The 16,542-nt window shown below is 70.2% G+C and carries 15 protein-coding genes and 1 pseudogene; 6 read left to right on the top strand and 10 right to left on the bottom strand.

Going from position 1 to position 16,542, the window contains the following annotated elements; all coding sequences use genetic code 11:
- Nucleotides 1-6: 6 nt before the first annotated feature.
- Nucleotides 7-729: a type 1 glutamine amidotransferase domain-containing protein gene (locus tag ACVV2G_RS30020; protein WP_453842372.1), complete on the bottom strand. Its 723-nt coding sequence runs from the start codon at nt 727-729 to the stop codon at nt 7-9.
- 47 nt (nt 730-776) lie between these two features.
- A complete protein-coding gene (locus ACVV2G_RS30015; protein WP_453845928.1) occupies nt 777-1,613 on the bottom strand; it encodes an alpha/beta fold hydrolase in 837 nt (278 codons plus the stop codon).
- Between the two features lie 1,069 nt (nt 1,614-2,682).
- On the opposite strand from ACVV2G_RS30015, the gene ACVV2G_RS30010 reads away from it, so the two are divergent.
- A complete protein-coding gene (locus tag ACVV2G_RS30010; protein WP_453845927.1) occupies nt 2,683-3,276 on the top strand; it encodes a TetR/AcrR family transcriptional regulator in 594 nt (197 codons plus the stop codon).
- A gap of 427 nt (nt 3,277-3,703) precedes the next feature.
- Here ACVV2G_RS30010 and ACVV2G_RS30005 read toward each other — a convergent pair whose 3' ends face one another.
- The 5 genes from ACVV2G_RS30005 to ACVV2G_RS29985 all read right to left on the bottom strand — a co-directional run bounded on the left by ACVV2G_RS30005 (nt 3,704) and on the right by ACVV2G_RS29985 (nt 8,274).
- Nucleotides 3,704-3,835 carry a hypothetical protein gene (locus tag ACVV2G_RS30005; RefSeq protein ID WP_453845926.1) on the bottom strand — a complete coding sequence of 44 codons (132 nt, stop codon included), beginning with the start codon at nt 3,833-3,835 and terminating at the stop codon, nt 3,704-3,706.
- 104 nt (nt 3,836-3,939) lie between these two features.
- The gene (locus tag ACVV2G_RS30000; RefSeq protein ID WP_453845925.1) at nt 3,940-4,803 is read right to left on the bottom strand and encodes a bifunctional 5,10-methylenetetrahydrofolate dehydrogenase/5,10-methenyltetrahydrofolate cyclohydrolase; all 864 of its coding nucleotides are present in this window, start codon (nt 4,801-4,803) and stop codon (nt 3,940-3,942) included.
- A 269-nt stretch (nt 4,804-5,072) separates the two neighbouring features.
- On the bottom strand, nt 5,073-5,981 hold the full coding sequence (gene purU / locus ACVV2G_RS29995) for a formyltetrahydrofolate deformylase (protein WP_453845924.1): 909 nt from the start codon (nt 5,979-5,981) through the stop codon (nt 5,073-5,075).
- Nucleotides 5,978-6,850, bottom strand: coding sequence for a methylenetetrahydrofolate reductase (locus ACVV2G_RS29990; RefSeq protein ID WP_453845923.1), 873 nt, complete (start codon nt 6,848-6,850; stop codon nt 5,978-5,980). Before ACVV2G_RS29990 ends, purU begins: the two co-directional genes overlap by 4 nt.
- Before the next feature lie 77 nt (nt 6,851-6,927).
- Nucleotides 6,928-8,274 (bottom strand): aminomethyl transferase family protein, encoded by a 1,347-nt coding sequence (locus ACVV2G_RS29985; protein WP_453845922.1) that lies wholly within the window; start codon nt 8,272-8,274, stop codon nt 6,928-6,930.
- Between the two features lie 431 nt (nt 8,275-8,705).
- Between ACVV2G_RS29985 and ACVV2G_RS29980 the strand changes: the two genes are divergently transcribed.
- Both ACVV2G_RS29980 and folE read left to right on the top strand, forming a co-directional pair.
- Nucleotides 8,706-9,638, top strand: coding sequence for a LacI family DNA-binding transcriptional regulator (locus ACVV2G_RS29980; protein ID WP_453845921.1), 933 nt, complete (start codon nt 8,706-8,708; stop codon nt 9,636-9,638).
- Between the two features lie 431 nt (nt 9,639-10,069).
- A pseudogene (gene folE / locus ACVV2G_RS29975) lies at nt 10,070-10,408 on the top strand (GTP cyclohydrolase I); the annotation flags it as partial.
- 21 nt (nt 10,409-10,429) lie between these two features.
- Here folE and ACVV2G_RS29970 read toward each other — a convergent pair.
- Nucleotides 10,430-10,702 carry a helix-turn-helix domain-containing protein gene (locus tag ACVV2G_RS29970; protein ID WP_453845920.1) on the bottom strand — a complete coding sequence of 91 codons (273 nt, stop codon included), beginning with the start codon at nt 10,700-10,702 and terminating at the stop codon, nt 10,430-10,432.
- Nucleotides 10,703-11,503: 801 nt separating this feature from the next.
- Here ACVV2G_RS29970 and ACVV2G_RS29965 point away from each other — a divergent pair.
- On the top strand, nt 11,504-11,728 hold the full coding sequence (locus ACVV2G_RS29965) for a DUF397 domain-containing protein (protein ID WP_453845919.1): 225 nt from the start codon (nt 11,504-11,506) through the stop codon (nt 11,726-11,728).
- A 190-nt stretch (nt 11,729-11,918) separates the two neighbouring features.
- Nucleotides 11,919-12,821 (top strand): SAM-dependent methyltransferase, encoded by a 903-nt coding sequence (locus tag ACVV2G_RS29960; protein WP_453845932.1) that lies wholly within the window; start codon nt 11,919-11,921, stop codon nt 12,819-12,821.
- 21 nt (nt 12,822-12,842) lie between these two features.
- Here ACVV2G_RS29960 and ACVV2G_RS29955 read toward each other — a convergent pair whose 3' ends face one another.
- Nucleotides 12,843-13,796 carry a helix-turn-helix domain-containing protein gene (locus ACVV2G_RS29955; RefSeq protein ID WP_453845918.1) on the bottom strand — a complete coding sequence of 318 codons (954 nt, stop codon included), beginning with the start codon at nt 13,794-13,796 and terminating at the stop codon, nt 12,843-12,845.
- A gap of 532 nt (nt 13,797-14,328) precedes the next feature.
- Between ACVV2G_RS29955 and ACVV2G_RS29950 the strand changes: the two genes are divergently transcribed.
- Nucleotides 14,329-14,730, top strand: coding sequence for a DUF3224 domain-containing protein (locus ACVV2G_RS29950; RefSeq protein ID WP_453845917.1), 402 nt, complete (start codon nt 14,329-14,331; stop codon nt 14,728-14,730).
- A gap of 297 nt (nt 14,731-15,027) precedes the next feature.
- Here the strand turns inward: ACVV2G_RS29950 and ACVV2G_RS29945 are convergent, their stop codons facing one another.
- Nucleotides 15,028-16,323 carry an MFS transporter gene (locus tag ACVV2G_RS29945; protein WP_453845916.1) on the bottom strand — a complete coding sequence of 432 codons (1,296 nt, stop codon included), beginning with the start codon at nt 16,321-16,323 and terminating at the stop codon, nt 15,028-15,030.
- Between the last annotated feature and the right edge of the window lie 219 nt (nt 16,324-16,542).

Below are 16,542 nucleotides of genomic sequence, written 5' to 3'. Positions count from 1 at the left end.
GATCTTTCACGTGGAGGCGGACAGGCTCTCCTCACCGGCGGATCCGGCCCGAGCCGTGGTGAAGGTGATGAGGGCGTCGGCTGCCGGGCCGGAGGAGGCGGGGTTCTGGCCGGTGATGAGCAGGCCGTCCTGGACGACGTAGGGCTGCCAGTCGCCGATCTTGGAGTAGTTGCCGCCGAGCTTGATGAGTTCGTCCTCGACGAGGAAGGGGACGACATCGGTGAGCTGGACCCCTTCCTCCTCGGAGTTGGTGAAGCCGGTGACCTTGCGGCCCTGGACCAGTGGGGTGCCGTCCTCGTTGACGGTGTGGCGCAGGACGCCGGGGGCGTGGCAGACCAGGGTGACGGGCTTGCCGGAACGCAGGGTCGTCTCGATCAGGCGGGCGGAGGTGGCGTCCTCGGCCAGGTCCCACAGCGGGCCGTGGCCGCCGGGGTAGAAGACGGTGTCGTAGTCCTGGGCGTTGACCGAGTCCAGGCGCACGGTGGTCGCCAGCGCTGCGGTCGCTTCCGCGTCGGCCTCGAAGCGGCGGGTCTGGTCGGTCTGGTTGGCGGCCTCGTTGCTCTTGGGGTCCAGGGGCGGTCGGCCGCCCTTCGGGGAGGCGAGGGTGATCTCCCAGCCGGCCTCCTTGAACCGGTAGTACGGCGCGGCGAGTTCCTCCAGCCAGAACCCGGTCGTGCGACCGGTGTCACCGAGCTGGTCGTGCGAGGTGAGGACGACGAGGACCTTCATGATGACTACTCCTGTGGATCAGTGGGCCGGACGGGCGGGGATACGGGTCACCGGGCGAGGAAGGCCAGCAGGGCTTCGTTGACCTCGGCGGTGTGGGTGGTGAGGAGTCCGTGGGGTGCGCCGTCGATCTCGGTGTACTGGGCGGTGGGCAGGGCCTTGGCGAAGCGCCGGCCGGTGGCGTCGACGGGCAGGGTGCGGTCTGCGGTGCCGTGGACGATCAGAGCCGGGACGTCGATCTTGGGGATGTCGGCGCGGAAGTCGGTGGGCCAGGTGAGCGGGGCGGCGGCCGAGGCGATCGCGCCCGATCCGGCGGCGACGTTCCAGGCGTTGCGGACCGCTTCTTCGCTGACGCGGGTGCCCAGGTTCTCGTCGAGGTTGAAGAAGTCGTTGTAGAAGCCGGTGAAGAAGGCGTACCGGTCCTTCTTCACCGCCTCCGAGACACCCTGGAAGAAGGAGGCCGGCGCCGCGCCGTCGGGGTTGTCGTCGGTGATCTCCAGGAACGGCTCCAGCGAGGCCAGGAACGCCGCCTTGGCCACACGCGCCGAACCGTACGTCGACAGGTAGCGGGCCACCTCACCCGTGCCCATCGAGAATCCGACCAGCACCGTCTCCCGCAGGTCCAGTGTCTCCAGCACGGTGTTCAGGTCGGCGGCGAAGGTGTCGTAGTCGTACCCCGTCGAGGGCTGGCTGGACTTGCCGAAGCCCCGCCGGTCGTACGTGATCACCCGGAAGCCCGCGTCCAGCAGGGCCGACGTCTGCCCCTCCCACGAGTTCCCGTCCAGCGGGTAGCCGTGGATCAGCACCACCGGCTGACCGGTCCCCTTGTCCTCGTAGTGCAGCTCGATGTCCGTGCTGTTCTCCGTGCCGACCTTGATACGCCCCATGACGTCCAACCTCCAACGTGTGTTTCGCTCCGACACCCAGAACTATACGACCGGTCTACTCATTCGTCAATCGTGCCTGCCCGTTCCGACGGACCCGCCGATCACCTCACCGACGGCCGAAGGCGGTGGGGCGTGATCGGTGCGGATGTCCCGAGGGTTGCGCGGAGGTGGCTTGGGCGGCGTGGGAGCACTTGATCCCGGCCGCGTGCGCATGGGCGCGTGCGGCCTTGAACCGCTGCTCGTCCGGGGCGACGATCCTGCACGTCGCGTCGCTGTGGAGTACTCCCGAGGCCGGCGGTCGGGGCACCGCGTCCCCCGCCCACCGCGGCATGGCGGACCGCGGGCTGGGGGGGCAGTGCTGACCAGCCGAGTCTTCCTCACCGCGGTCCTGCCGACGGCGCCATGGGCGTTCGGGACCGCGACCGCGTCGCTCGCGGCGCTGCCCGTCCTGGTCCCGCCGGGAGTCCACGGCCCCATCGGCAGCGGGCAGCGCGCATCACCGGCCGGCACCGGCGTGCGCCGTCCGTGGGGCTCCGGCCCTGCGGACGGTGGAGCTCTGTCGTCGCCGCACAACGTGCCGGACCTGTCAGTCGAGCAGGCCACTGAGCAGTCGGGCCTACCGACGGGCACGGTCCCCGGCGGGCTCACCCTGACCCATGCGAACCGGCCCGCCGGCTCGCCGCTGAGCCGGAAGGAGCTTTTTCCCTCACAGCCGGCGTTGAGCCCCGTCTTCGCGCCCGTGCCATCGAAGCAACCAGAGCCGCGCACGACAGCCGCCGGCCGCGGCCATCAAGCACCGGCTCGACGTCGCAGGGGCCGTGCCGTCGCCGCGGCGGCAGCCCTTCTGCCGGCCGACCCCACGTCCGTCCGGATTCGAACCGGTGCGGAGGGCCCGGTGGGCCGACACACGGAATTTCCTGACCCGTCTTCCTCGGCCCCGGTCACCGGATCCGCCGAGTCCCTGACCGCATCGCCGTCCAAGACGGGCCCCGGTGGCGCGGGCACGGCCGGCGGCTGCGGACGTACTCCACCATAGACGACTAGTCTAATCGAGTGATATCATTCCGCCATGCCCGTAGCCACGCACAAAACCGACACCCGTGCGAACATCCTCGGCGTCGCCCGGCGCATCATGGCCCACAAGAGCTACTCCGCTGTCGGCATCAACGAGGTTCTCGCGGAAGCAGGCGTCCCAAAGGGTTCCTTTTACCACTACTTCGCCTCAAAGGATGCTTTCGGCGAAGCTCTCTTGAAGGATTACTTCGACGAATACCTCTCGGACATGGACCGCATCGTCGGACAGCCGGACCGGCCGGCCGTCGAGCGGCTGATGGCCTACTGGCAGCAGTGGCGGGAGACGCAGAGTCTCGACGACTGCCAGGGCAAGTGCCTTGCGGTGAAACTCGGCGCCGAAGTGGCCGACCTGTCGGAGTCGATGCGGCTGGCACTGAAGGAAGGCACCAGCGCGATCGTCGAGCGCATCGAGCGCATCCTTGCCAGCGGTGTGGAGGACGGATCGATCACGGTCGACGGTGACCCGGGTGAAACGGCTCAGGCGCTCTACGACATGTGGCTCGGCGCGAGCGTCATGGCCAAGATCCATCGCAGCCTCGCACCACTCAACACCGCCACAGCCGTGACGCGGCAGCTCCTGCATCTGTGAGGGACACCCGCTCCCCGGTGTTCGTCTCGCCCTCGTCGAAGCGGACGGCTCGCCCGCCCGCGGAGTTGAGCGGCACACGTGTGCGGTTGCCGTCCTCCCGTCCGGGGCTACCCGGGTCGCACCAAGGTGAGGAGAAGGCAGGGGCACGACCGTCAGCGCAGACCTGTTCCGCGAGGATCACCGGGCCGGCCGTGTGCGGCGGCCGGACCTCCTCGCCGGCCGGCCCTGGCGTCAAGACACCGTGACCGACGCTGCCTCCAGCCTTCCGAGGGGCAGTCGCTTCCGGCCGGGCGCTGCTTCACCAGGGCCTTTCCGGCCGCTTGGGCGGCATCAGCCACCGCGTTGGCAGGTCTTGAGTGAAGAAGCCGTCTTCACCCGCTGTCACGACGTCTCGGGAGCGGACCGGCGTCGCGGAAACGTGCGCAGGTCAGCCGTCCTCGAAGTCGGCCACGACGGCCCGGAAGCCCGAAAGGTCGAGAGCCTCCGGGCCGTCGGTGACGTCGAGCAGACCAGTGGCGAGGCGGCCGGGGAACCGGGCCGAGGGAGAGAAGGACTTCATCTCCGGCGCCTTCCTCGGCACGGAGAACGGACGGGATCCGGCGGGGCGTGGGCGTGGCGTTTCCCGCGCCACTGGGCGTCACGCGCGGGTCCGCCCCGCCGCTGCTACGCGGGGACGGACTCGCGCTCGTCGGTCCACTCGGCGGCCCGGAGGGTGTTGACCAGGAGCATGGCGATGGTCATCGGGCCCACCCCGCCGGGCACGGGGGTGATGCGGCCGGCGACGCCGTCGAGTTCCGCGGCGCGGACGTCGCCGGTCAGGCCGTCGGGGGTGCGGTGGATGCCGACGTCGACGACAGTGGCCCCGGACTTGATGTGTTCGGGGCCGATGAGGCCGCGGACGCCGGTGGCGACCACGACGACGTCGGCGGGACGGGTGACGGCGGCGAGGTCGACGGTGAACTCGTGCGCGACCGTCACCGTAGCCCCCCGGCGCAGCAGGAGCTGGGCCAGGGGACGGCCGACGAGTGCTCCCCAGCCGACGACGGCGACGCACGTCCCTTTCAGTTCGATCCCTTCGGCATCGAGGAGTTCGATGACACCACTGGGTGTACAGGGGCGCAGTCCCCGCTCGTCGCGGGAGAGGCGGCCGGCGCTGGCGGTGGTCAGGCCGTCGACGTCCTTGGTGACGGGGATGCGGTCGATCAGCGGGGCGGCGTCGAGCTGCGCCGGCAACGGCAGTTGCAGCAGGATGCCGGAGACGGCCGGGTCGGCGGCCAGTTCGTCGACGACCGCGGCGACCTCCGACTGCGTGGCGTGCTGGGGCAGTCGGCGGTGGATGTCGTGCATGCCCGCCTCGCGGATGGCACGGCGTTTGGCGGCGACGTACACGGCACTGGCCGGGTCGTCGCCGACCAGGATGGTCGCCAGTCCCGGCACCCGCCCGGACCGCGCGACCTGGGTGACCCGTTCGGCGACCCGGGCCCGGATGTTCCGGGCGATCCGGGTGCCGTCGATCATGGTGGTCATGGTGGCGAACCGCTTTCCGTGTCGATGGACGATCCACCCCGTGAAGAGGACTGCGTGCGAGGCGCGGCCCCGCGCGACCGTGGTGCCCGACGTCGGGGACCGGGGCGGCGAGATGACCGGAGTGGTCCGTGCGGTGTCCGCCGCGTCCGCCGCCCCGGTGGCCTGTTCGGTCTGTTCGGTCTGTTCGGCCTGTTCCGGCGCGTGACAAGACCACCTGTCCCTGGTCCGGGCGGCTTCCCCGTCGGGGTGGGGGGCACTGAGCCGGTGGCTCAGGCGAAGACGATGGTGTGGTTGCCGTCGCGGACGACCCGGTCCTCGGCGTGCCACAGCACCGCGCGGGAGAGCACCGCGCGTTCGACGTCGGCGCCCCGGCGGGTGAGGTCGGCGGCGGTGTCGGCGTGGCTGACGCGGACGACGTCCTGCTCGATGATCGGGCCCTCGTCCAGGTCCTCGGTGACGTAGTGGGCGGTGGCGCCGACCAGCTTCACGCCCCGCTCCTTGGCCTTGGCGTAGGGGCCGGCGCCGATGAAGGCGGGCAGGAAGGAGTGGTGGATGTTGATGATCGGCACGCCGATCCGCTCGATGAAGTCACCGGAGAGGATCTGCATGTAGCGGGCCAGGACGACGAAGTCGACGTTGTCCTTCAGCAGCCTGAGGTGCTCGGCCTCGGCGGCCGGCTTGTCGGCGCCCATGGACGGCACGTGGAAGAACGGGATGCCGAAGCCGCGTACCTCCTCGGCCAGATCGGGGTGGTTGGAGACCACCATCGGGATGCTGACGGGGAGTTGGCCCTGCCGGTGGCGCCAGAGCAGGTCGAGCAGGCAGTGGTCCGACTTGGAGGCGAAGATCGCCATCCGCTTCGGCACCGACATGTCCCGCAGCGTGTACGACAGGCCGTACTTCTCCACCAGCGCCGTGTCGAGGCCGGCGCGCACCGCGGGCAGTGCGGCCCTGAGGCCGTCCAGGCCGAAGACGGTGCGCTGGAAGAAGGAGCCGCCCTGGGGGTCGTCGGAGTACTGGTCGAGCGAGACGATGTTCGCGCCGTGGTCGCTCAGCACCGAGGTGACGGCCGCGACGATGCCGGTGGCGTCGGCGCCCTGGACGATCAGCGACGCCTGGTGGCCGGCTCCCTTGTTCTTCTTGGCGGCGGCGGTGGGTGCGGTCTGGGTGACCGTCATGCGCGGCCTTCCTTCCTGAACCGGGCGATCCATTCGGAGGTGGCCTTCAGGCCGCCGAACGTATAGAAGTGGATCTTCACTTCGCCGTGCCGTTCCCGGTCGTAGCCCTCCGCGAGGGCGTGCAGGAACCTGTCCGGGCCGGCCGTACCCATGAGGTTGGTGAGGGAGAGGCCGTACTTCTTGGCGATGGAGGCGCTGGTGCCGACGCCGAACCGGGCGGCGTACGACATCAGCCGCCGCACACCCGCCGGGCCGGGCACTCCGATGCGGACCGGCAGGGTGATGCCGTGGGCGCGGACCTGTTCGATCCAGGCGAGGACCGGGTCGACGTCGAAGCCGAACTGCGTGATGACGCTGCCGTCCAGTCCCCGGGCGGCGAGGGCGGCGTTCTTGTCCCGCAGCGCCGACCAGAGCGCGTCCCCGCCGATGGCGGGGTGGCCCTCCGGGTAGCCGCTGATGCCGACGTGCCGCACGCCGTACTCCTGCAGCAGCTCCGACTCGATCAGCGAGAGGGAGTCCCCGTACGGGCCCTCGGGCCGGGCCGGGTCGCCGCCGACGGTGAAGACGTCGTTGCCGGTGCCGTCGCCCCGCAGTCCGGCGAGGAACTGCTCGAAGTCCGCCCGGGAGCCGAGGCGGCGGGCCGAGATGTGCGGTACGGGGACGAAGCCGAGGCGTTTGACCGCCCGGGCCGCGTCCAGGCGCATCGGCAGGTTCTCGTTGCCGAGGAAGGTGACGTTGATCCGGGTGCCCTGCGGGACGAGGCCGGCGGCCTCCTCCAGCTTGGGCACGTCCTTGCCGGTCATCTCCAGGGAGAAGTCCTCCAGCAGCGACGTACTCACCGCCGGGGAGGGGGTGCTGACGGGGTTCATGATGCCTCCAGGGGAAGGGATCGCGATGAGGCCGGCCGGGGGCGGCGTCCGGCCGGCACGCCTGCCGCCGGGTCCGGTCAGGCGTCGCGGCGGTAGTCGGTGCGGGCGTGCCGGTCGAACGGGCTGGGCTGGACGGTGGCGCGGATGCGCGGGAACCCGAGGTCGGCCTCGGGGTCGGTCCCCCGGCCGGGGTGCTCACCCCAGACCACGCTCACCTCGGTGCCCGGCGCGGCGTGCGAGGCGTCGATCAGGGTCAGGGACAGGACGGTGCCGACCGGGTCGATGGCCGCCGTCTGCATGGTGACGCCGGCCAGACCGGACGCGGTCTCCACCCGGTGGCGGGCGTAGCTGAGGACGAAGCCGGGGTCCGCTCCCTGGCCGATCACCCGGCGCACGTCGTCCGGGTCGAAGACGAGGGTGACCTTCTTGCGCAGGTTCTCGCTCTCCTTGGCGGCGAGCAGGGCGTCCCGGCCGTGGAAGTCGTGCCCGAAGTGGATCATCTTCCCGTAGCCCAGCTCGTACGGGGAGACGTAGTAGTCCTCGATGTCCTCGGAGAAGTAGCTGCCGTGGAGCGGACGCTTGCCCTCGATGCCGAACAGCGGCAGCCACGCGCGGTACTCCGCCAGCTCGGGGTCGGTGTAGATACCGGGCACCGGCGAGGGAATCCAGCCGCTCTCCACGCTCGGCGTCGCGTACGCCAGTGCGCCGACCTGGACCAGACCGAGCGGCTCCCCGGCCTTCACGAACTCCTCGTGCACGTAAGCGGCGTGCTCCCAGGGGCCGATGAACTCGTAGCCGGCCTGGCCCGCCATGCCGTGCCGCAGCGCCTTGAAGGCGCGGCCGTCCAGGGTGACCGGCGTGGAGTGGAAGAACCTGGTGTGCGGGATCGGACCGCCGAAGACCTTCGCTATGAGTTCGAGGGCGAGGGGGCCCTGGATCTGGTAGCGGAACAGCTTCGGGTCACCACCGCCGGGACGGAACGCGGAGGACGGGTCGGTGGCGAAGGACACGTCGTAGCCGGCCTTCTCCGCGTGGTACTGCACCCAGTGCTGGGACGCCGGGACACCGCTGAGCACGTAGGCGTTCTCGGCCTCCCGGGAGAGGATGCCGTCGGTGACGATGTGACCATGGCGGGTCACCGGCACGTACTGTTTGGCCTGGCCGACGGCGAAGTTCTCGAAGTTGTTCGCACCGTACTCGGCCAGCACCCGGGTGGCGTCCGGGCCCTCGATCCACAGGTCGAACATGTGGTGCGACAGGTTCAGCAGCGCGACACCCTCGTGCCAGGCGCGCTGCTCCGTGCGCCAGCCCGCGTACTCGCGGTCCACCACCTCCGGTGTCCACGGCTCGGCATCCGGCTGCCAGAGCAGGTCGAGGGGCGAGCCGGCCTTGTCGATGCCGTTCTGGAGGCTGGGGGCTGTCATGCGACTCCTACTTTCACGGTGGTCGAGTCCCGGTTGACTGCGACCCGGGGACTGCTTCGGCCCGGTGACCACTTGCTTCGGCCCCCGCCCCTCGGACGAAGGCGGAGCATGGGCCCCTCCTGGGCTAGAACGATCTAGCGCAAGTTAGCAGAAGGCTGTAATCGCTGACCAGACTCGTGCGCCGACTACCCCGGCCGAGGCGCCGGCGGTCACTTCGGACGCCGTGGGGACGGGGCCCGTACCGGTCCATGCCGCCGCCATACAGACGGCGTGCAGGCTGGAACGGACGGGCCCGGCCGGCCCGCACGCGGCGACGGCTCGGAACGTACGCCGTGTGGTGGCCGGTACTCCGGTGCCGGCCGGGGATTCTAGAATGGCGGTGCGCCGGCCCGCAGGGCGAACGGTGCGCCGACCGCATCGGAGCAGGGGTAATGGGCAGTTCCGGAAGAGTCACGCTGAACGACGTGGCGGCGGCCAGCGGTGTCTCCCGCGCCACGGTGAGCTTCGTCCTGAACGACGACCCCCGGCAGACCATCTCCGCCGCGACCCGGGACCGGGTCAAGCAGACCGCCCGGGAACTGGGCTACGTACCGCACGGGGTCGCCCGCGCCCTGCGTGAGGGCTCCTCCCGCGTCGTCGTCCTGAACATCGACGCCGGCATGGAGGGCCACTACTCCCGGAGCTACATCCAGGGCCTGGACTCCGAACTCGCCGCTCACCACCACGTCCTGCTCGTCCGGCACGGCCGGCACACGCCGCAGTCCACCCAGCAGATCCTGGACGTCATCGCGCCCCGCGCCGTCATCCGCTTCGGCGAGACCTACCTCACCGGCCGCGAACTGGACGACCTCGGCGGCGGCTGGCGCGACGGCCTCGCCGCCCACGCGGCGATGCAACTGCGCCACCTGGTGGAGCACGGCCACACCGGCATCGCCATGGCCCTGCCCGACACCGAGTCCCCGCTGGCCGCGACCCGGCTGAAGTTCACCGGGCACGCCGCGCGCAATCTCGGCATCTGCGTCCCCCGGACCTTCGTCACGCCACTTGAACGCTCCGCCTGTGCCGAAGCCGTCCGGGCGTTCCTGACCGGCGCCCCCGAGGTGACCGCCGTCGCCGGCTTCAACGACGACGTCGCCCTGCGTGTCCTCTTGGCCCTGCGCGACCTCGGCCGCCGCGTGCCGGACGACCTTGCCGTCATCGGCTTCGACGACAACGGATACGGCGCCTACACGACCCCCGGGCTGACCAGCGTCCATGTCGACGCCGAGGCCCACGGCCGGCTCAGCGCCCGCCTCGCCCTGAACCTCGACACGGAGGGCCTGCGCCCGCCGCCCGCGCGGGTCGTCGTGCGCGCATCGGTCTGACCGGCTCCTCCGCCGCGCGTCGCCGTCGCGGACACCGACCGCGTGTCCGTGGTGCGCACCCGGCGCGGGCACGGTGGGGCGTCGTGCCCGCCGAGATCCGGCAGCGCCCTGGCCGGGGCGGGGTGTCGACCGGTGCCGTGTGCGGGCTCCGGGTCCCGGGTCCCGGGTCCCGGCCGCGCGTCCCCCGCCAGGTCCCGGGCTCCTTCGGCCGTGCAGCGTGCCCGACCGGGCGGTCGTCCTCCAGATGCCCGTCGGCATGGCGGGCCGGTCCGCGCCCGCGCGTCCGTCCACTGTTCGGCCGTCCAGCGTGCCGGGGCGGCGGCGGACGGACGGTTCCGGTCCGCCGCCCCGGCACCCACCACGGCCCAAGCCCGCGAGAAGCCTCCTCCGTCACCCGCGCCAGGACGAAAGACCCGAGTTCCGTGACCCTCCTGACTCCCGCCCCAGGACACCCGGCCGTCCGACCGGCTGTGTTCGACGCCGAGCGTGCCGAACACGCCGTACGCGAGCTGCTGATCGCTGTCGGTGAGGACCCCGACCGGGAGGGACTGCGTGACACGCCCGCGCGGGTGGCCCGGGCCTACCGGGAACTGCTCGCCGGGGTCGGACAGGAGCCCGCGGACGTGCTCAGCACGACCTTCGAACTCGGTCACGACGAGATGGTCCTCGTCGGGGACATCGAGATCGTCAGCTTCTGCGAGCACCATCTGCTGCCGTTCCGCGGCACAGCCCACGTCGGGTACATCCCCAGCACCGACGGCATGATCAGTACGGAGAGCCAGGGATGGAGTTCAGTCACCGACTGATGACAAGCGGCGCTCGTGCTCGTCTTCCCAGACCCTCAGGAGGACTTGTGTGTCCGCGCAGCAGGCTCGGGCGTACCGGAGGATGAAGCGGCGTGATGGAAACCTGGTCCCCAGGAGCACCCCGGTCACGTACTCGATGTCGACTCCCGTCCTGTATGCCAAGGCCGCAGGCTCGATGTCGGCGTGCCGGCGGACCTGTTCGAGGACGAGGCCGATGTGCGTGGGGCGCGGCGAGGGACAGTCGGGGGTCTCGGACATGAGTGGCTCCGCTGCTCCGCAGGGTGGCGGTCATGGGGCGGGCCTGGTCGGACGGTGGGAACAGTGGTGACCGATCAGTTGCAGGATGACGACGGCGACGCCGTAAGCGACGTGCGGCCATTGGCCGGGATGGTGCAGGAACGGCACCATCCCGGTGGGACCGAGAAGAAGCTGCGCGTACTCGGCCAGGCACATCAGGCATCGCCGAGATGCGCGGGGTCGGGCGTGGCGCGGTTTACGACGCCGTCGGCGCGGGGAGGGGGGCAACGCGATCTCCTTGGAGAGTCGTGGCACGGGCCCCGGCGGGAGGACGCCAATCGACTGCTGGGGCCTGGTGCCGCCTAGCTCTGTCGGCTAAGCGGGTACGACGGTAGGCGCTCAACAGCGCCTCGCTTCCGCCCTTTTTCGGCCCGGAGAACCAGCGAGCGGTCTCCGAGTGACGGTCCTCCTATGTGCGCGGTGAAGGGGGAGGTCGCTCCCTGTCGAAGCGCGGGACTGACGGAGAAAGCGCACCTGCGTCCGATTCCCCTGATCAGGGCGCCCGCGCTGTCGGCGCGTCGCCGACCTGCACGGAGTATGTGCAAAGGGCACGCCACCGGTCGCGGGTCCCGAGTAGCCGGTCCGACAGTGCGATGAACCGATAGCCCTGCGGGTTGCACTTGCATGGGCCAACGGTTGAATCCAGACATTGTTGCCTCAAGCACGCATACATCGCCGGCGGGAGGGCGATCCTCACCTAGTCGGACGAGATGCAATTGCATCTCGTCAACGAGGTGCTCGTTCACCGCAGGAGGTCATCCGGTGAGGAAGCCGACGTACACGTCACGACGGGATGCCGACAGGGTCGGCGTGGTCTGGCGCAAGAGTTCACACAGCTATCCGGAAGGGGAGTGCGTCGAGGTCGCGCAGCCGTCGGGCGCGACCGTGCTCTTCGACGACTCCAAGCGGCATAACGGGGCGCTCATGGAGGTTTCGACCGCCACCGCACGGGCCTTCGTCGCCGCCGTGAGGCAAGGAAGCGTCTGAACCGTCTGGAGTCACCGCCGGGCACACCGTCCGCTTCCGCAAACGGTGTGCCCGGCCCACGCAGCTCTCGCCGTCCGACCGTTCCGGGGTCTGACGGCTCCGGCCGGCCCGCGAAACTTTCCCGGCTGCACGCCGACGATATCGAGCAGCTCTGGACATCGCCGGTGACCGGCCAGTATGGATAGAGATGATGCAAGTGCATCCCGCCCCTGACGTGGGCGGACGGTCGGCGGAAACCTGGGGGTGTGCCGTGGGAGAGCAGCCTGTGTCCGAACAAGGGCGGGACGGTGCGAACACGGACTTAGGGCAGGACAAGGCTCATAGTGCGCGCATGTACGACTACTACCTCGGCGGGAAAACGAACTACGCCGTGGACCGTGAAGCCGCCCAACAAGTAGTCCGGGTTTTCCCTGCGATCGAGACCGTGGCCAGGGTGAACCGGGCCTACATGCACCGGGCTGTCCGCTACCTCGCGCACCAGGGGATCCGGCAGTTCATCGACGTGGGGACCGGCATCCCCACCGCGCCCAACCTCCACGACGTGGCACAGGAAGTCGCACCCGAGTGCCGGGTCGTCTACGTGGACAACGACCCCATCGTCCTCGTCTACGCCGACGAACTTCTCGACGGGTCTCCCCAGGGGCGGACAGGCTACGTCCAGGCCGACGCCACCAAGCCGGAGGAGGTCTGGGCCGCCGTGACGGAGCGGGACATCCTTGACCTGGACCGCCCGGTCGCACTCAGCCTGCACGCCCTCCTGCACTTCGTCATCGACGCACAACAGCCCTACGACATCGTCAGGCGCCTGCTGGCCCCTCTGCCTTCGGGCTCGTACCTGAGCCTGAGCCACTGCACCGGAGACTTCGACCCCGCCGCATGGCAGGCCATCACCGACACCTACACCCAGCGAGGGACCCCGGCCCAGGTGCGGAGCCACCCGGAGATCCTGGGCTTCTTCGATCAGCACGGCCTCGAACTGGTGGAGCCGGGCGTGGTCCTGGCCCACCGGTGGCGCCCGGAGGCCGGCAGCGGGCCCGGTGTGCTGACCGAACGGCAGGTCTCCCTCTACGCCGGCGTCGCCCGCAAGCCCTGACGTGCACGGCGCGCGCGCCGGTCAGCGCGGCTTCGAGGAACGGTATCTGTCTGCCAGGTGCTGCAGCTTGCGTTGGGTGGCGAGCGGCCCCAGCGAGCGGGCACGCAACCGGTCGAACAGAATCTCCCGATGGTCCACCAGTTCCTCGTCCTGGATGAACAGCGCGCCGTCCACGCTTTCCTGGTAGGCGACCGCGGGCACACGGCCCTCGAAGTCGAAGATCGTCGTCGTGCCCAGCTCGACCGGCAGGTCATAGCGCCCCTGCTCCGCCAGGCGCAGCTGGTAGGTGCGCCTGGCGGACAGATCCACCAGGTGATCCATCTGCTCTGCCATGATCTCCGGACTGCCGACGGCGTGCAGAACCGCGGCCTCGTAGATCACGACGATGAGGTTCTTGTCCGGTGCGGACGTGAACCGTTCCTGGCGTTCCCTGCGCAACGCCAGCAGGGCATCGTGGACACCGCTCCCGCCGCGCCCGCGCCGGATCAGCGCCTCGGCATACGCAGGGGTCTGCAACAGGCCGTGCACCAGCTGAGCGCTGCTCGCCTTGATCCGCGTCGCCATGTCCTCGAAGCTGACCACCGCCTGCACGTACGGCTGGGCCACGGCCGACCACTTCTGCCACCACGTCGGCTGGTTGGCAATCTCGGCCAGCCCCAGCAAGACCCTCTGCTGCTCGCTGTCCTGGACCTCGTACACCGCGAAGAACCGCAGCAGGTCCTTCTCCTTGAAGGCGTGGTGCCCGTTCTCGATCCGGCTCAGCTTCGAGCTGGAACACCCCATCCGGCCCGCCACGTCCTGCAGTTTCAGGCCCAGGGCCTTGCGCCGGCTCCGCAGGACGTACCCGCACAGCATCCGTGGCGCAGACGGCACGGCCTCGTCCTTGAGGTAGCGAACCGTACCCCGGCGGCCCGGCTTCTCTCCCCCGCCCTCTCCGTCGCCGGGTTGCGGGGCACCCGCTATCTGGCTGATCAACGTTCACTCCTCGGATCTGCAATCGGGACTCACCGTGATCCCCCGCCCGCACGTAGGACACAGGATTCCATGACGGGGAGACCGAATCGCAAGTAAGTCCACATTGACACGTATGTCCGATCGCCGTTCACTTCCGGGAACGTGCCACCAGGGGTAATCGAAGCAGTCGCGAAGGTCAACTCGGCGCCGCGAGCCCGGGGTTGGCCGAAATCGTGAGCGTTACGGGACAGACGGTCGGCGACCCCCTCCACCAGCGCTCTGGCCGAGGAGTGAGCCCGGCCCTCTCCGTCGTCGAACGGTCACCGAACCATCGCCCGTCACCCACCGGCCGCCGGCCGGCGCCCACCAGGTCCGGGCCAACAGCCGCACTGGCCGCTCTCGTTGGTCCGTCGCTGTCAGTGCCGGGCGCTAGTGTCGTCAGCTCGGAACACACAGTGCTTCCTGCCGGCCCAGGGCGAGGAGACCGTCCCGTCGGGCCGCGGGCCGCACCTCGTCGTGCCACCCGCAAGCGAACACGGTTCGGGAGTGGAGAATGAGCAACGCATCCGGTCAGTTCGACAACAAGAGCTGGGACGAGAAGCCGCTGACGCCGGAAGGCGTCACCCCCAAGCTGCACCGGGCCGAGGTGGGCAACGCCTACCGGGGTGACATGGAGACCGAGGTGAGCACGGTCGAGTACCTGCTGGTCTACCCCGAACAGGACGGCGCCCCGGTCACGTTCCTCGGCCTCGAGCACATCACCACGACCCTGGGCGGGCGCAGCGGCGGCTTCGTGCTCCGTCACGAGGGGACGTTCGCCGACGGAACGGTCAAGGCCGACCTGACCGTGGTGGCCGGCTCGGGCAGCGGCGAGCTGGCCGGCCTGACCGGCACCGGCCGTTTCGAGATGCACATGGGCCAGCCGGCCGCATGGTCCCTCGACTACGAGATGTGATCACTCGGCCCGCCGGATCCGGCGCCACCGCCCGGATCCGGCCGTCACCGCCCCGAATCCGGCAGGCCGGCCGACGCGGTGACGGTGCCCTCCAGGTGCGGTGGGCCACTCGCGACGGCACGGCCGACCTCTACGGTGTTGTGCCGGAGGTCTGGCGGAACCGGGCGGGGGACCGTCCGGACGGCGGCCCGATCGAATCCGGTCACCACCACGCCGAAGACGCACCGGAGGAACTCGCCGCCCGGCCGCACCGGTTCCGGTGGACCACCCAGGGGCGGGCCTGAGCCGAGCCCCTCCTCACCGGTCCGGCTTCGCGCGAGGCGCCGGGCCGGTCGCACCCCGTGACCCGCGCGCCCGCAACGCCCGTCGGCAGAGTGCCGGGGTGGGCGTGGCGGCCGCCACGAAGATCACGGCGAGCACGGCCCAGCCGCCGACCAGTGCTCCGGTGACGAGCGTGGTGATCATGGCCGGTCCCACGGTGGCGACCGCTCCTTCGGTGCTCGCCGCCAGTCCCTGGTACTCACCCTCGGCGTCGCGGCGCATCAGGCGCAGGGAAAGACCCCAGCGGGAGGCGACGTAGTGCAGTTCGCCGTAGATGTGGGCGGCGAGGCCGGCCAGGACGACGAGGGAGGAGAGCAGGGCGTCTGCCGGCCAGGCTGCGGCGGCGAGCAGCAGACAGCAGACGGCCAGGGCGATCCCGGCTTTCCGGGTGGAGCGGACCGCACCGCGCAGGTTCCTTCCCTGCCGGGTCACGCGTACTTGGAAGAGGGCGATGAACAGGGAGCTGATGACGACGGTCACCGGTGCCAGCCACACCGGGGCGGCGGTCTGGTACTTCAGCCACAGGGGCAGGCCGCTGGAGAGGAGGGGCCAGCACAGGGAGAGCAGCGCGGTGGTGCTCATCAGGGCCAGGAAGGGGATGTCGCGTACGGCACGGGTGCCGGGACTCCGCTGGGCGGCGGGCACGGGCGGGGTGGGCGGCAGGCCGATGAGCACCGCGGCGGCCAGGAAGGCCGAGAGCGCCACCGTGGTCAGTGCGGCGTAGTAGGGGCCGGCCGTGTCGGTGGACAGGACCCATGCGGCGGCGCCCGCGCCCGCGGCGTAGGTGATGTGCTGGACGACCCGGGTCTGGGCCAGCACCGTCAGGCGCCGGTGGTCCGGCATCAGGAGGTACACCAGGGTGACCTTCACGCCCCGGCCGGACGTCTCGGCGGCGGTGAACAGCGCCGCCGCCACCAGCAGGCTCCAGAAGCCGTCGGTGGTGAGGAAGAGCAGCACCAGCAACCCGCGGGCCAGGCTGACGGTCACGAAGACCTGACGGGCGCCGTGCCGGTCGGCGAGGGCGCCGACCGGCACGGCGGCGAGGAGGCCGGCGCCGCCGCCGAGCCCCATGGCCAGGCCCATGGAGGTGGCGGGGATTCCCTTGACCGACGTCAGATAGACGGCCCACATGCTGAACCACAGACCGCCGCCGAAGGCCGACACCGCTTCGGAGTACAGCAATTTCCGTACGGCCCCGAGCTCCTTGCGCAAGCTGCCCTCCACGCCGGCTCCGGACACGGCCTCGGATTCCCGCGCACTGCTGTTACTCACCTGTTCTCCGCCCCGTTCACATCTGGCCCGCACCTGGTGCGGATGGGTCAGAAATCGCACCGTACGACGGCGTCGGCACTCCGGCGAGAAAGATACCCGAGCGCTCGGCGCTCGGTAATGACAATCGCCTCTCAGGGACCGGAGCGAACGTGAAGACAGACGGCAGGAGTCTGAGTACCCCTCCTTGGAAAGCTTATTCTCGGGTTCGTGGAAATGATA

It is taken from the genome of Streptomyces sp. JK94, assembly GCF_053613315.1.
This window is presented reverse-complemented; position numbering and strand designations above follow the sequence as displayed.